The sequence below is a fragment of the Pseudomonas sp. GM18 genome (genome assembly GCF_000282195.1).
In the GTDB taxonomy this organism is placed as follows: Bacteria; Pseudomonadota; Gammaproteobacteria; order Pseudomonadales; family Pseudomonadaceae; genus Aquipseudomonas.
In genome coordinates this window covers 1-14073 of sequence record NZ_AKJT01000010.1, presented here as the reverse complement: position 1 = coordinate 14073, position 14073 = coordinate 1, and the positions used below count along the sequence as shown (strand labels likewise).

At 59.6% G+C, this 14073-nt stretch carries 14 protein-coding genes; 8 read left to right on the top strand and 6 right to left on the bottom strand.

All coding sequences use genetic code 11. The features are described 5' to 3' along the window. On the top strand, nucleotides 1-206 hold a 206-nt coding region (locus tag PMI21_RS29810), incomplete at its 5' end, for a hypothetical protein (RefSeq protein ID WP_007934068.1). Nucleotides 207-541: 335 nt separating this feature from the next. On the opposite strand, the gene PMI21_RS25060 is transcribed toward PMI21_RS29810, so the two are convergent. Further along, entirely contained in the window at nucleotides 542-1888 is a 1347-nt protein-coding gene (locus tag PMI21_RS25060) for a DEAD/DEAH box helicase (RefSeq protein ID WP_007934066.1), read from the bottom strand. Between the two features lie 193 nt (nucleotides 1889-2081). On the opposite strand from PMI21_RS25060, the gene PMI21_RS25065 reads away from it, so the two are divergent. Next, nucleotides 2082-3380: a mechanosensitive ion channel family protein gene (locus PMI21_RS25065; RefSeq protein ID WP_007934064.1), complete on the top strand. Its 1299-nt coding sequence runs from the start codon at nucleotides 2082-2084 to the stop codon at nucleotides 3378-3380. 123 nt (nucleotides 3381-3503) lie between these two features. Here the strand turns inward: PMI21_RS25065 and PMI21_RS25070 are convergent, their stop codons facing one another. Further along, entirely contained in the window at nucleotides 3504-4148 is a 645-nt protein-coding gene (locus tag PMI21_RS25070) for a hydrolase (RefSeq protein ID WP_007934054.1), read from the bottom strand. A gap of 157 nt (nucleotides 4149-4305) precedes the next feature. On the opposite strand from PMI21_RS25070, the gene PMI21_RS25075 reads away from it, so the two are divergent. Beyond that, nucleotides 4306-5193: a LysR family transcriptional regulator gene (locus tag PMI21_RS25075; RefSeq protein ID WP_033063798.1), complete on the top strand. Its 888-nt coding sequence runs from the start codon at nucleotides 4306-4308 to the stop codon at nucleotides 5191-5193. Nucleotides 5194-5199: 6 nt separating this feature from the next. On the opposite strand, the gene PMI21_RS25080 is transcribed toward PMI21_RS25075, so the two are convergent. From PMI21_RS25080 to PMI21_RS25090, 3 genes are all read right to left on the bottom strand, one after another. Then, nucleotides 5200-6066 carry a carboxylate/amino acid/amine transporter gene (locus PMI21_RS25080; protein WP_007934051.1) on the bottom strand — a complete coding sequence of 289 codons (867 nt, stop codon included), beginning with the start codon at nucleotides 6064-6066 and terminating at the stop codon, nucleotides 5200-5202. A 254-nt stretch (nucleotides 6067-6320) separates the two neighbouring features. Further along, entirely contained in the window at nucleotides 6321-6920 is a 600-nt protein-coding gene (locus PMI21_RS25085; protein WP_007934050.1) for an FMN-dependent NADH-azoreductase, read from the bottom strand. A 150-nt stretch (nucleotides 6921-7070) separates the two neighbouring features. Continuing rightward, entirely contained in the window at nucleotides 7071-7400 is a 330-nt protein-coding gene (locus PMI21_RS25090) for a hypothetical protein (protein ID WP_007934049.1), read from the bottom strand. Nucleotides 7401-7449: 49 nt separating this feature from the next. Here PMI21_RS25090 and PMI21_RS25095 point away from each other — a divergent pair, with 49 nt between their 5' ends. The 4 genes from PMI21_RS25095 to PMI21_RS25110 all read left to right on the top strand — a co-directional run bounded on the left by PMI21_RS25095 (nucleotide 7450) and on the right by PMI21_RS25110 (nucleotide 11679). After that, entirely contained in the window at nucleotides 7450-8373 is a 924-nt protein-coding gene (locus PMI21_RS25095; protein WP_007934048.1) for a LysR family transcriptional regulator, read from the top strand. A 14-nt stretch (nucleotides 8374-8387) separates the two neighbouring features. After that, nucleotides 8388-9191 carry an alpha/beta fold hydrolase gene (locus PMI21_RS25100; RefSeq protein ID WP_007934041.1) on the top strand — a complete coding sequence of 268 codons (804 nt, stop codon included), beginning with the start codon at nucleotides 8388-8390 and terminating at the stop codon, nucleotides 9189-9191. Between the two features lie 3 nt (nucleotides 9192-9194). Continuing rightward, entirely contained in the window at nucleotides 9195-9758 is a 564-nt protein-coding gene (locus tag PMI21_RS25105) for a peptidylprolyl isomerase A (protein ID WP_007934039.1), read from the top strand. 88 nt (nucleotides 9759-9846) lie between these two features. Beyond that, nucleotides 9847-11679, top strand: coding sequence for an ABC transporter ATP-binding protein (locus PMI21_RS25110; RefSeq protein ID WP_007934037.1), 1833 nt, complete (start codon nucleotides 9847-9849; stop codon nucleotides 11677-11679). 10 nt (nucleotides 11680-11689) lie between these two features. Here the strand turns inward: PMI21_RS25110 and PMI21_RS25115 are convergent, their stop codons facing one another. After that, nucleotides 11690-12814: a GNAT family N-acetyltransferase gene (locus PMI21_RS25115; protein WP_007934035.1), complete on the bottom strand. Its 1125-nt coding sequence runs from the start codon at nucleotides 12812-12814 to the stop codon at nucleotides 11690-11692. A gap of 278 nt (nucleotides 12815-13092) precedes the next feature. Between PMI21_RS25115 and PMI21_RS25120 the strand changes: the two genes are divergently transcribed. Beyond that, the coding region (locus PMI21_RS25120) for a putative porin (protein WP_007934034.1) at nucleotides 13093-14073 on the top strand (981 nt) is incomplete at its 3' end.

Sequence of the window (14073 nt, the reverse complement as noted above, 5' to 3'; positions counted from 1 at the left end):
TTGACCGCAGCAGAGGGCTGGCGCGCGAGGAAGGCGTAGTGGCGAACGTCCATGTCAAAGGTCTCGGTGCGAACGGCAAGAATGGAATGAGCAAATCACAGACAAAGCCGTCCCGACTCGGCAGACGCTGGGGGCGCTTGCAGAGCGAATACGTCATAAGGGGGGTAGGTGCGCGCCTGGGTCAGAAGGTCCAGAGCGTGGCGTAAACGACCATTGCATCAGCGTGCGGATGGTCTGTTCGGTCCCTCGAAACGGCAAAGTAATATCAATATGATGGCGCGATGTTAAGTTGCCATCATTCTGGCGTCAATAAGCCGTTCAGGATGTTTTTTGCGAAGGCTCTAGCTCGCGGTTTTTGATCTATTGCCTGAACTTTCTGGAGCGAGGCATAGAAGAAATCCGAGGGTTAGACAGCAAGATCAAAAGATCGCAGGCTCCTACAGGTGTACACAAAACCCTGTAAGAACTGCTGAAGGCTGCGATCTTTTGACGTAAAAAAACCCGGACACAGTCCGGGTTTTTATTGAATCGCTACGGCGCTTTATTCAGCCGCCGGCGCTTCCGGCTTGCGGCGTTTGAGCGGGGCCATGCCGTCCTTGCTGACCAGCGACAGGGCGTCGGTCTTCGGGCGGTTGGCGATCTTGCGCTTGGTCGGGGCCTTGGCGCCGGTTTTCTTCTTGTCGCCCTTGGCGTCGACCTTTTTCTTCTTCACGCCAACGGCTTTGCCCGAGGCCTTGACCTTTTTCGGTCCGCCGTAGGTGCCTTTGACTTCCTTGATGGTGCGGCGCTCGAAGCTCTGCTTGAGGTAGCGCTCGATGCTCGACATCAGGTTCCAGTCGCCGTGGCAGATCAGCGAGATGGCCAGGCCATCGTTGCCGGCGCGGCCGGTGCGACCGATGCGGTGAACGTATTCGTCGCCGCTGCGCGGCATGTCGAAGTTGATCACCAGGTCCAGGCCTTCCACGTCCAGGCCACGGGCGGCGACGTCGGTGGCCACGAGGATTTTCACCCCGCCCTGCTTCAGACGGTCGATGGCCAGCTTGCGGTCTTTCTGGTCTTTCTCGCCGTGCAGGACGAACGCCTTGTACTCCTGCGCCACCAGGCGACCGTAGATACGGTCGGCCATGGCCCGGGTGTTGGTGAAGACGATGGCCTTCTGGTAGGTCTCGTTGGCCAACAGCCAGTTCACGATCTGTTCTTTGTGCTGGTTGTGGTCAGCGGTAATGATTTGCTGACGAGTGGTGTCGTTCAGCTGGCTGACCGCGTTGAGCTGCAAGTGCTCAGGGTTGTTCAGGACCTTGGCGATCATCTCGCGCAGGCCCGAACCGCCGGTGGTGGCGGAGAACAGCATGGTCTGCTGGCGGTTGGTGCACTCGTCCACCAGACGCTGCACGTCTTCGGCAAAGCCCATGTCGAGCATGCGGTCGGCTTCGTCGAGCACCAGCACTTCGACTTCCTTGAGGTCGAGGTTACCGGCGTTCAGTTGCTCGATCATCCGGCCCGGCGTACCGATCAGGATGTCCGGCACCTTGCGCAGCATGGCGGCCTGGACCTTGAAGTCTTCACCGCCTGTGATCAGGCCGGACTTGATGAAGGTGAACTGCGCGAAGCGCTCGACTTCCTTGATGGTCTGCTGGGCCAGCTCGCGGGTCGGCAGCAGGATCAGGGTCTTGATGCTGACGCGGACTTTGGCCGGGCCGATCAAGCGGTTGAGGATCGGCAAAACGAAGGCTGCGGTTTTGCCGCTGCCGGTTTGCGCTGTCACCCGCAGATCACGCCCTTGGAGCGCCAGCGGAATAGCCGCTGCTTGCACAGGCGTTGGCTCGACAAATTTAAGCTCGGCCACGGCTTTGAGCAGACGTTCGTGCAGGGCGAATTGGGAAAACACGGGTGCTACCTCGAAGAAATACAAAAAAACAGCTGCATAGGGTAACGGTTTCGAGCGCGAAGGCCGAGTTTCTTTATACAAACGGCTGCAAACAGTGGCTTTTTTGTTGCCTGATTTGTCTCAAAACGTCATCCGCAACCTCTTAAATGCTCTAATCGCCCCGTCGCGTCCTACAGAAGACCCGTTTTTGCCCATGGATATCAAACAGCTCTGGCTCAACGCCCAAGACCTCTGGGGTGCCCTCGATCAGCACCCGCTCCTGCATTCCACGCTCGCGCTGATGTTGCTGCTGGTGGTGGCGCTGGTGCTCGGACGAGTGGCGCGTTACCTCATTCTTCACGCGACCAAAATGCTCGGTCGCCAACCGGCGTTGCACTGGGTCAACGATTTTCGCCACAACAAGGTGTTTCATCGCCTGGCGCAAATGACGCCATCGCTGGTGATCCAGTTCGGCCTGCACCTGGTGCCGGAGTTGAGCAAGACCAGCCTGAACTTCCTCGGCAACGTGGCGCTGGCGTTCACCATTCTGTTTCTGGTGCTGGCCATCAGCGCGTTGCTCAATGCCCTGCTGGACATCTATGCCCGCACCGAACACGCCCGCACCCGCTCGATCAAGGGCTATGTGCAACTGGCGAAAATGGTGTTGTTCGTGTTTGGCGCGATCATCATCGTCGCCACGTTGATCGACCGTTCGCCGCTGTTGCTGTTGTCGGGTCTGGGCGCCATGTCGGCGGTGATTCTGTTGGTCTACAAGGACACCCTGCTATCGTTCGTCGCCAGCGTGCAACTGACCAGCAACGACATGCTGCGGGTTGGCGACTGGATCGAGATGCCGCAAGTCGGTGCCGACGGTGACGTGGTGGACATCACTTTGCACACGGTCAAGGTGCAGAATTTCGACAAGACGATTGTGTCGATCCCGACCTGGCGCCTGATGTCCGAGTCGTTCAAGAACTGGCGCGGCATGCAGCAGTCCGGCGGACGCCGGATCAAGCGCAGCCTGTTCATCGACGCCAGCGGCGTACGGTTTATTCGTGACGACGAAGAGCTGAAGCTGTCCCAGGTGCATCTGCTGACCGATTACATGAGCCGCAAGAAAGCCGAACTCAAGGCCTGGAACGAAGCCCAGGGCAATGTCGCGGCGATGTCGGCCAACCGCCGGCGGATGACCAACATCGGCACCTTCCGTGCCTATGCGCTGGCGTATCTGAAGAGTCACCCGGAGGTTCAGCCGAACATGACCTGCATGGTGCGCCAGATGCAGACCACCGCACAGGGTATTCCGCTGGAAATCTACTGCTTCACCCGCACCACGGTGTGGGCCGATTACGAGCGGATTCAGGGGGACATTTTCGATTACCTGCTGGCGGTACTGCCGGAGTTCGGATTGAGTCTTTATCAGCAGCCGAGTGGCGGGGATTTAAGGGCCGGATTGCTTCCGGCCATGTTAGGCGCGAGCCACATTCCGGAGCCGGAAAAACACATCATGTAAACACCGCCCCTGGAGCGAGCGGTGCGGCGATCCGACTTGCCCGCGAAGGCGGAGTGTCAGTCAACATAATCGACTGATACTCCGCCTTCGCGGGCAAGCCATGCTCCTACAAGGGTAACGGTGTTATTTGACCTGACGCTGCGGCGCCTTGTGCACCATGGTGTAGGCGTAATCCACGCCCATGCCATACGCGCCGCTGTGCTCCAGCACCAGTTCCATCACCGCCTCGTAAGTGTCTTTGTGTGCCCAGTCACGCTGGTATTCCAGCAGCACTTGTTGCCAGGTGACCGGCACCGCGCCTGCCTGAATCATCCGCTGCACCGACATGTCGTGAGCTTCTTTGGTGGTGCCGCCAGACGCGTCGGTCACGATGTACACCTCGTAGCCTTCAGCCAGGGCTTCCAGCGCCGGGAAGGTCAGGCAGACTTCAGTCCAGAGCGCGGCAATGATCAGCTTCTTGCGGCCGGTGGCTTTCACCGCGTCAACCAGCGCCTTGTCTTCCCAGGAGTTCATCGAGGTGCGCTCGATCGGCTTCTGCTCTGGGTGAACAGCCAGCAACTCCGGCCAGATGAAGCCGCTGAAGCTTTCGGTTTCAACTGAGGTGTAGATCGTCGGCACGTTGAAAATCTTCGCGGCCTTCGCCAGACCCACGGTGTTGTTCTTCAGGGTCTGACGGTCGATCGACTGCACGCCGAACGCCATTTGCGGCTGGTGGTCGATCAGGATCAGGGCGGAGTTGGTTGGGTTGAGCAATTCACGGTTAGACATGGCGCGTTCCTTTTGATGTCGATTTGTTTAATGAGTATTGGGTGAGTCACTTGCCTCAAGCTGTTTGCTTGCTGGCTTGGAAGTAACTTTACGGGCTAGATAAAAAAGGGACAATTCCCTAAAATTGAGAATCATTGATTCTAAAAAAGGGACAATCGTGGATCGGATCGAATGCATGCGCGCCTTTGTCGTGACGGTTGGCGAGAACGGCTTCGCAGCTGCCGCTCGCGCGATGGACGTGCCGCGATCAAAGGTGAGTAAACAGATTCAGGCGTTGGAGGAAGCAATCGGCGTGCAATTGCTGCAGCGCACCACGCGCAGCCTGCACTTGACCGAGGCTGGCGCCGAGTATTTCGAGGCGGCGCGGGAGGTGTTGTCCGCGCTGGACGAGGCCGAGCAGCGCGCTCGAGACGGCATCGGCGAGCTACGTGGGGTGTTGCGGGTGAATGCGCCGATGTCGTTCGGCCTGCATCGCCTTGGACGGTTGATTCCGCTGTTCCATGAGCAGCATACGAACATCGAGCTTCAACTGGTGCTCAGCGATCAACAGGTCGATCCAGTGCGTGGCGGCTTCGATGTGACGATTCGCATCGCCAGCATGCCAGACTCGACCATGATCGCCCGGCAACTGGCACCGGCACCGCGGATCATGGTGGCCTCCCCCGCCTATCTGGCGCGTGCAGGCATACCGCGGACCCCGCAAGACTTGCGCGCGCATCAATGCCTGAATTACGGGTATCTGCAAAGCGGCGTGAGCCTGCAGTTGTGCAATGGCAAGGAGACGCAACGGGTCAACGTTTCCGGTCCGTTGCACGCCAACAACGGCGACTTGCTCGCTCAGGCCGCCGAAGCCGGGATGGGCATCGCCCTGCTGCCTGATTTCATTGTGGAAGACGCGTTGGCGGCAGGCCGGCTGGTGCCGGTGCTGTGCGAGTGGCAGGCACCAGCGATTACCATCAACGCGGTTTACCCTTCCTCGCGTCGCGTACCGCAAAAGACCCGGGCGTTTATTGAGTTTCTGGTGGCGCAGTTGGCGCCGAATTAACCCGGTTTAGTGTGCAATGACGGGTTGGCGTACACCCAACCGGCTGATCCACACCGCCGCCAGAATGACCGATCCACCCAACAACAACCGCCCCAACTCTTCATGCTGATTCCAGATCAGCAAGTTGATCAGCAACCCCACCGGCACATGCAAATTGTTCATCACCGCCAGCGTGCCGCCATTGACCAGGCACGCGCCTTTGTTCCACCAGTACAAACCCAGCGCGGTCGAGACCAGACCGAGGAACAGCAGCACCCCCCATTGCAACGGTGCTTCGGGCAGGAAGTTCTGTTTGCCGAACAGCAGAAACGCCGGCAATGCCACCGCCAACGCGCCCAGATAGAAGTAACCGAAACGCCGATAATGCGGCAGATCGCTCGGATGACGAGCGACCAGGTGTTTGTACAGCACTTGCCCGGCGGCGTAGGTGAAGTTGGCCAATTGCAGCAGCAGGAAACCCATGAAGAAATCCGGGTTGATCCGGTCATAGCGAATCACTGCCGCACCCGCCACGGCCACCAATGCCGCAATCAAGGCCCACGGATTGAAGCGCCGGTTCAGCGCGTCTTCGATCAGGGTCACGTGCAGCGGCGTGAGGATGGTGAACAGCAGCACTTCCGGCACCGTCAGCACACGAAAGCTCAGGTACAGGCAGACGTAGGTCACACCGAACTGCAACGCGCCGATCAGCAACATGCCGCGCATGAACGCCGGCTCGACCTGACGCCAGCGAGTCAGTGGAATGAACACCAGCCCCGCCAGCAACACCCGCACCAGCACCGCAAAGTAACTGTCGACATGACCGGCCAGGTACTCGCCGATCAAACTGAAGGAAAACGCCTGGATCAGCGTGACAAAAAGTAGATAGCCCATGCTCGCCTCGTTTCGAATGGCGGCGACGATAGCGGTTTTTGCCCGTTATCGCGAACGGTCGGCCAACCCACAAACCCACAGGTTCATGCCACACCTAAAAATCCCAGGCAAAAAAAAGCCCGATCTCGCTAAAGCGTTCAATCGGGCTAGAGCACTCAGGAGCAAAAAGTGCAAAGGGAGGTTCGATGCGCGTACAGCCTTGAAGGTTGTGCCAGGTCACTAGACCATCCAGCGATTATCTGGCGATTAACGGCTCAGGCGACCTGGGAGAGCTTGGCGTTGGCCTGGTTCAAGCCTTTCTCCTGGAAGTCGCCGCCCAGGTTCATGCCTTCGGCGTGAATGAACGTGACGTCGTGGATGCCGATGAAGCCCATGACCTGACGCAGGTAGGGTTCCTGGTGATCCGCGGTGCTGCCGGCGTAGATCCCGCCGCGAGCGGTCAACACGTAGGCGCGCTTGCCGCTGAGCAAACCTTGCGGACCGGTCTCGGTGTATTTGAAAGTCACGCCGGCACGCAGCACGTGGTCGAGCCAGGCTTTCAGGGTGCTCGGAATCGCGAAGTTGTACATGGGAGCTGCCATCACCAGCACGTCGGCAGCCAGCAGTTCATCGGTCAACTGGTTGGAGCGCTCCAGCGAGGCCTGTTCGATCTCGTTGCGTTGTTCGGCAGGTTTCATCCAGCCGCCCAGCAGGTTGATGTCCAGGTGCGGCACCGGGTTGACGGCCAGGTCACGGACGGTGATCTGGTCGGCCGGGTGTGCGGCTTTCCATTGGCTGATGAAGGTCTGGGTCAGCTGGCGGGAAACCGAGTCTTGCTGACGGGCGCTGCTTTCGATGATCAGAACGCGGGACATGGGATGTAGCCTCCATCTGAGAATGCTGTAGGTCGATGGAGTGAAGGTTAAACAGAGTCATATCGATGAAAAAGCGCAAATAACTGCTATAAAGCATCGATAAATTCGTTTATAAGCAGAGCATGCCCAGCCGACGTGCTCTGCTTGAGGTCATTTCGGGGTGCAAGTCAGGTCGATACGCAGCTTGATGATGGTGCGGGTGAACTTGGCCGTGGCGTTTTTGTGTTTGCCGGCGGGTACGTCGATCTTGCGGGTGCGTGGCGCTTCCGGGCCGTTATTGAAAACCACTTTGCAAGTAACGTCGGTGTCCCCGTAGTTGTTGACCTGAATGGAGCCGATGTCAGCGTCCGTGTCGTAGGCGTTGTAGTCGACCTTCAAACCGTTGAGCTGTTTATTGACATCGATCGGGTAGGCAAACGCAGTCAGCGGCAACATCGCCAACACCGCACAACCCGCCATCACACAACAGATTTTTTTCATTCGGCAGTCTCCAATAAGAACTGCCAGCTTAGGACAAGAGGAGCTCAACATGAAAGCGCCCCGCGTGACCCTTGATCAATGGCGAACGTTGCAAGCCGTGGTCGATCACGGCGGTTTCGCCCAGGCCGCCGAAGTGCTGCACCGTTCGCAATCGTCGGTCAGCTACACCGTCGCGCGCATGCAGGACCAGCTCGGCGTACCGCTGTTGCGCATCGATGGCCGCAAAGCGGTGCTCACCGAAGCCGGCGGCGTGCTGCTGCGCCGTTCCCGGCAACTGGTGAAACAGGCCAGCCAACTGGAAGACCTGGCCCACCACATGGAACAAGGCTGGGAAGCGGAAGTGCGTCTGGTGGTCGACGCCGCGTACCCGAGCGCCCGCCTCGTCCGCGCACTGACAGCGTTCATGCCACAAAGTCGCGGCTGCCGGGTGCGTTTGCGCGAAGAAGTGTTGTCCGGGGTGGAAGAAGTGCTGCTCGAAGGCGTGGCCGACCTGGCCATCACCGGGCTCAGCATTCCCGGGTATCTGGGCGCGGAATTGAGCGACGTCGAATTCGTCGCGGTCGCCCACCCCGAACACCCGCTGCATCGTCTGAACCGCGAACTGAACTTCCAGGACCTGGAGACCCAGATGCAAGTGGTGATCCGCGACTCCGGCCGCCAACAGCCACGGGACGTCGGCTGGCTCGGCGCCGAACAGCGTTGGACCGTCGGCAGCCTGGCCACCGCCGCGACCTTCGTCAGCAGCGGTCTGGGCTTCGCCTGGCTGCCCCGGCACATGATCGAGCGTGAACTCAAAGAAGGTACGCTCAAAGTGCTACCGTTGGATCAGGGCGGAAGCCGTAACCCGAGCTTCTATCTGTATTCGAACAAGGACAAACCCTTGGGTCCGGCCACGCAGATTCTCATCGAACTGCTGCGCACCTTTGATACCGCGCCGCTGGATGCGCCCTTCGCCGCGCCCGAACAAGCCTGACACGGAGTGTACCCATGGCCTATTTCGAACATGAAGGTTGCAACCTGCACTATGAGGAATATGGCCACGGCACCCCGTTGCTGCTGGTTCACGGGTTGGGCTCCAGCACCCTGGACTGGGAAATGCAGATCCCGGCGCTCGCCACCCACCACCGGGTGATCGTGCCGGATGTGCGCGGCCACGGGCGCTCCGACAAACCCCGCGAGCGCTACAGCATCGCCGGGTTCAGCGCCGATCTGATCGCGCTGATCGAGCACTTGAACCTTGGCCCTGCACATCTTGTGGGGCTTTCGATGGGCGGCATGATCGCTTTTCAACTGGCGGTGGACCAGCCGCAACTGCTCAAGAGCCTGTGCATCGTCAACAGCGCGCCCGAGGTCAAACGGCGCAGCCGCAACGATGACTGGCAGTGGTTCAAACGCTGGAGCCTGATGCGCGTGCTGAGCATGGGCACCATCGGCAAGGCCCTGGGCGCCAAACTGTTTCCCAAGCCGGAACAAGCTTCACTGCGACAAAAAATAGCGGCGCGCTGGGCAAAAAACGACAAACATGCTTATCTCGCCAGCTTCGATGCCATCGTTGGCTGGGGGGTTCAGGAACGACTTTCCAGGGTTTCGTGTCCAACCCTCGTCGTCAGCGCCGACCGTGACTACACCCCGGTCGCACTGAAAGAAACCTATGTAAAACTGCTGCCCGATGCGCGGCTGGTGGTGATCGCCGATTCGCGCCACGCCACCCCGCTGGATCAACCCGAACGCTTCAACCAAACGCTGCTCGAGTTTCTCACCGCAGTCGACACCACCACTCAGGATCACTGACCCATGCTGAAAAAAATCGCCCTCGTCGCCGGCTCCGTTCTGTTTGCCGCCAACCTGATGGCCGCCACGCCGGCCAAGGCACCGCACGTGCTGCTGGAGACCACCAATGGCCAGATCGAAATCGAACTGGACCCGGTCAAGGCGCCAATCAGTACCAAGAACTTCCTTGAGTACGTCGACAGTGGCTTCTACAACAACACGATCTTTCACCGTGTGATTCCGGGCTTCATGGCTCAGGGCGGTGGTTTCACTGCACAGATGCAACAGAAGGAAACCAAGGCACCGATCAAAAACGAAGCCAGCAACGGCCTGCACAACGTGCGTGGCACACTGTCGATGGCGCGTACTTCGAACCCGGATTCGGCCACCAGCCAGTTCTTCATCAACGTGGCCGACAACGCGTTCCTCGATCCGGGTCGCGACGCCGGTTACGCAGTCTTCGCCAAAGTGGTCAAGGGCATGGACGTGGTGGACATCATCGTCAACTCTCAAACCACCACCAAACAAGGCATGCAGAACGTGCCTGTCGACCCGGTGCTGATCAAGTCGGCCAAGCGCATCGACTGAGTACACCGGCAGTCTTGAGCGGTGGCCGGTCAGTATCCGGCGCCGCTCATATCGTTTAAAGGAGAGCCCGTACGCGGGCGGAGAACCGATGTTTTATCGCCGTTTCGAAAAACTGATCGACATTTTCCGCGACGCCCCGACGGCGGCTCCACCGAGCCGGGTTCTCTCCTTCTATACCTACTACCTGAAGCAGGTCTGGCCAATCTTCGCCGTTTTGTTGGTCGTCGGCCTGTTCGGCGCGCTGATCGAAGTGGCGTTGTTCAGCTACCTGAGTCGCATCATCGACCTGACCCAGAGCACATCCAACGTCGACTTCTTCAAAGTCCACGGCGTGGAGTTGGCCTGGATGGCGGCAGTGGCGCTAATCCTGCGCCCCTTGTTCCTCGCCCTGCATGACATGCTGGTGCACCAGACCTTGAGCCCCGGCATGACCAGCCTGATCCGCTGGCAGAACCACAGTTACGTGCTCAAACAGAGCCTGAATTTCTTCCAGAACGACTTCGCCGGGCGTATCGCCCAACGCATCATGCAGACCGGCAACTCCCTGCGTGACTCTGCCGTGCAAGCGGTGGACGCGCTGTGGCACGTGCTGATCTACGCGATCAGCTCGCTGGTGCTGTTCGCCGAAGCCGACTGGCGCCTGATGATCCCGCTGCTGATCTGGATCGCCGCCTACATCGGCGCGCTCTACTACTTCGTGCCGCGGGTGAAGGAACGTTCGGTGGTGTCCTCCGATGCGCGCTCCAAACTCATGGGGCGGATCGTCGACGGCTACACCAACATCACCACCCTCAAGCTGTTCGCCCACACCAACTTCGAACAGCAGTACGCCCGCGAAGCCATCGCGGAACAGACCGAAAAAGCCCAACTGGCCGGCCGTGTGGTCACCAGCATGGACGTGGTCATCACCAGCATGAACGGCCTGCTGATCGTCGGCACCACCGGATTGGCACTGTGGCTGTGGACGCAGTCGCTGATCAGCGTCGGCGCAATTGCCTTGGCCACCGGGCTGGTGATCCGCATCGTCAACATGTCCGGCTGGATCATGTGGGTGGTCAACGGCATCTTCGAAAACATCGGCATGGTCCAGGATGGTTTACAGACCATCGCTCAACCGGTCAGCGTCACCGACCGCGAACAGGCAAAGCCCTTGGCAGTGGCCAGTGGCGAGGTGCGTTTCGAACACGTCGATTTCCACTACGGCAAGAAGAGCGGGATCATCGGCGGCCTCAACCTGAGTATCAGGCCCGGCGAAAAAATCGGCCTGATCGGCCCCTCCGGTGCCGGCAAATCGACGTTGGTCAACTTGCTGCTGCGCCTGTATGACGTGCAGGGTGGGCGGATCCTCATCGACGGCCAGAACATCGCCGAAGTCGGGCAGGAAAGCCTGCGTGAACGCATCGGCATGATCACCCAGGACACCTCGCTGCTGCACCGTTCGATCCGCGACAATTTGCTGTACGGCAAACCCGACGCCACCGACGCCGAACTCTGGGAAGCGGTGCACAAGGCCCGTGCCGACGAGTTCATCCCGCTGCTGTCGGACTCCGAAGGCCGCACCGGTTTCGATGCTCATGTCGGTGAGCGCGGGGTGAAACTCTCCGGCGGCCAGCGCCAGCGGATTGCCATCGCCCGGGTGCTGCTCAAGGACGCGCCGATCCTGATCATGGACGAAGCCACCTCGGCGCTGGACTCGGAAGTCGAAGCAGCGATCCAGGAAAGCCTCGAAACCCTGATGCAGGGCAAAACCGTGATCGCCATCGCTCACCGTCTCTCGACCATTGCCCGGATGGATCGGTTGGTGGTGCTGGAAAACGGCAAAATCGCTGAAACCGGCAGCCACGCCGAACTGCTGGCCCATGGCGGTTTGTATGCACGGTTATGGCAACACCAGACCGGCGGGTTTGTCGGGATCGATTGAACCGCGAAGCTCAGCCTTGTCGGTAAGGCAAGGCGGTCTTCGCCTCCTCCGCATACCCCAGCACCCCGACACGTTCGCGCTCAAGGAAGTCTTTCACCGCCGACTTCAAGCCCGGATGGCGCAGGTAATGCCAGGAATGGGTGATCACCGGTTCAAAGCCACGAATCAATTTGTGCTCGCCCTGAGCGCCGGCGTCGAAACGCTGAAAGCCGTTGGCAATGGCGTAATCCATACCCTGATAGAAACAGGTCTCGAAGTGCAGACGATCGAACTCCGCCAGACAGCCCCAGTAACGACCATAAAAGCTGTCGCCGCCAACCAGGCTGAAGGCCATGGCCACCGGCCGTGAACCTTGTTTGGCCAGCACCACGCGAATCGACTCCGGCATGCGCTCGGCCAACAGACTGAAAAACTCCCGCGTCAGGTACGGCGTCTGCCGACGCACCGCGTAGGTATTGGCGTAGCAGGCGTACACAAAGTCCCACTGAGCCTGGGTCAGCTGCCGACCTTCCAGCCATTCGAAGTCGATGCCCTGCCCCGCCACTTGCTCACGCTCCTTGCGCATTTGCTTGCGCTTGCGCGAACTGAGGGCGTCGAGGAAATCCTGAAAATCCCGGTAACCGCGGTTCTGCCAGTGGTACTGACAGCCAATACGCTGCAACCAGCCTGGCTGTTCGGCCAATGCTGCGTCGGTGAACGGATCAGTGAAGTTGATGTGGGCGCTGGAAAGTTTTTCTATCTCCAGATAACCCGGCAGGCTCTGCAAGAGCTCGAAACCATCCTCAATCGTCGCCGCCAGCAATCGCGGCCCGCTGACCGGACTGAACGGCACCGCCGTCAACAGTTTGGGGTAGTAGTCGATGCCCGCACGCTCACAGGCATCGGCCCAGGCATGGTCGAACACGTATTCGCCGTAGGAATGCCATTTGCGGTAGCTGGGCAGCGCGGCGATCAGGCGATCGCCTTCGACATGCAGCAGATGCTCGGGCTGCCAGCCGGAATGCGGGCCGAGGCTGCCGCTGTCTTCCAGTGAACCGAGGAACGCATGGCGCAGAAACGGCTGATTCTCCGGCACCAGGGCATCCCAGGTACGGGGTGCGATTTGCGACAGTGTATGCAGACGTTGCAGCGGCATTTTCCTCTCCACATCTTGGCGTGACAGCCCCGCGAGTATCGCTGATCGCAGGGCGTTCCACACGCGTCAATCCGATACAAGGCTCTGAATCGGGCATTTCGGAAACTTTTGTATCGTCATCGACCTGCCATCACTTCGCCACCGACCTGTCATAAACCATCGCGATACTGGCGCCTGTTTTTAGAGCGTCGGGTTCTACCCGGCCACTGTTTTCCGACCTTCAACCGTCGGTTGTGTCCAGGATGGTTCAGCCATCCCTCTCATCTTCGGAGATTGCTATGCGTCTTGCTTCCACGAAAACTGCGGCGGCCTTGTGTGGCGGCCTGTTGCTGGCCATGAGTGTTCCGGCCAGTGCCGCAGTCGACGCCAAACTGCTCGACATGCTCAAGGCTAACGGTTCTATTTCCCAGGCGCAGTACGTTGAACTGCAAGCCGAACTGGCCAAGGATCAGAAGGCTCAGCAAATCGCGCAGCAGGCGCAGCAAGAGACCAACGAACAAATAGCGGTCGCCGCGAAGAAAACCAACGAGCTGAGTGCCTTCGACCAGAAACTGGCCTGGGCCGCCAAGACCCAGTTCAAGGGCGACGTTCGTGTGCGCCAGGAAACGGTCAAGATCGACGGCGAACCCAACAACGGTGGCCGCGACAAGGATCGTCAACGCATCCGCGCCCGTCTGGGTGCCTACAGCGAAATCAACCCGCAAGTGGACACCGGCATCCGCATTGCCACCGGCGGCGGTGACGATGCTCGCTCGACCAACCAGGACATGGACAACTACTTCGACAAGAAGCAGATCTGGCTGGATCTGGGCTACATCGACTACCACCCGGACGCCATCAAAAACCTGCATGTGATCGGCGGCAAGATGCTGCAACCGTGGGTCAGCATGGGTGATGTGATCTGGGACAGCGACATCAACCCGGAAGGCCTGGCAGTGACCTACAAATACCCGCTGGGCAGCAGTGCCGAACTGTTCGGTAGCCTGGGCAACTACAACCTCAAGGACAACGTCGACGGCGAAGGCGTGCAATTTCGTCACGACCTGCGTCTGACCGCGGGCCAGTTGGGCAGCCGTTTCGCCATCACCGACAACCTGAAACTGACCGTCGGCGGCAGCGTCTATGCCTACCAGAACGACGAAGACAGCCGTTGCACCGGCACGTCCACGCCGTGCGCCCTGGCCGTCAACGGCAACTCGGCCAACAACGAGTTCCGCCTGTACGAAGGTTTCAGCCAGATCGATATCGGCGGCCTGCCA

Excerpts from the sequence above, each read along its gene's own strand:
- PMI21_RS25105 (WP_007934039.1), top strand. The coding sequence starts at position 9,195 with ATGCTGAAAAAAATCGCCCTCGTCGCCGGCTCCGTTCTGTTTGCCGCC.
- PMI21_RS25080 (WP_007934051.1), bottom strand. The coding sequence starts at position 6,066 with ATGGGCTATCTACTTTTTGTCACGCTGATCCAGGCGTTTTCCTTCAGT.
- PMI21_RS25090 (WP_007934049.1), bottom strand. The coding sequence starts at position 7,400 with ATGAAAAAAATCTGTTGTGTGATGGCGGGTTGTGCGGTGTTGGCGATG.
- PMI21_RS25110 (WP_007934037.1), top strand. The coding sequence starts at position 9,847 with ATGTTTTATCGCCGTTTCGAAAAACTGATCGACATTTTCCGCGACGCC.
- PMI21_RS25085 (WP_007934050.1), bottom strand. The coding sequence starts at position 6,920 with ATGTCCCGCGTTCTGATCATCGAAAGCAGCGCCCGTCAGCAAGACTCG.
- PMI21_RS25115 (WP_007934035.1), bottom strand. The coding sequence starts at position 12,814 with ATGCCGCTGCAACGTCTGCATACACTGTCGCAAATCGCACCCCGTACC.
- PMI21_RS25100 (WP_007934041.1), top strand. The coding sequence starts at position 8,388 with ATGGCCTATTTCGAACATGAAGGTTGCAACCTGCACTATGAGGAATAT.
- PMI21_RS25065 (WP_007934064.1), top strand. The coding sequence starts at position 2,082 with ATGGATATCAAACAGCTCTGGCTCAACGCCCAAGACCTCTGGGGTGCC.
- PMI21_RS25070 (WP_007934054.1), bottom strand. The coding sequence starts at position 4,148 with ATGTCTAACCGTGAATTGCTCAACCCAACCAACTCCGCCCTGATCCTG.
- PMI21_RS25095 (WP_007934048.1), top strand. The coding sequence starts at position 7,450 with ATGAAAGCGCCCCGCGTGACCCTTGATCAATGGCGAACGTTGCAAGCC.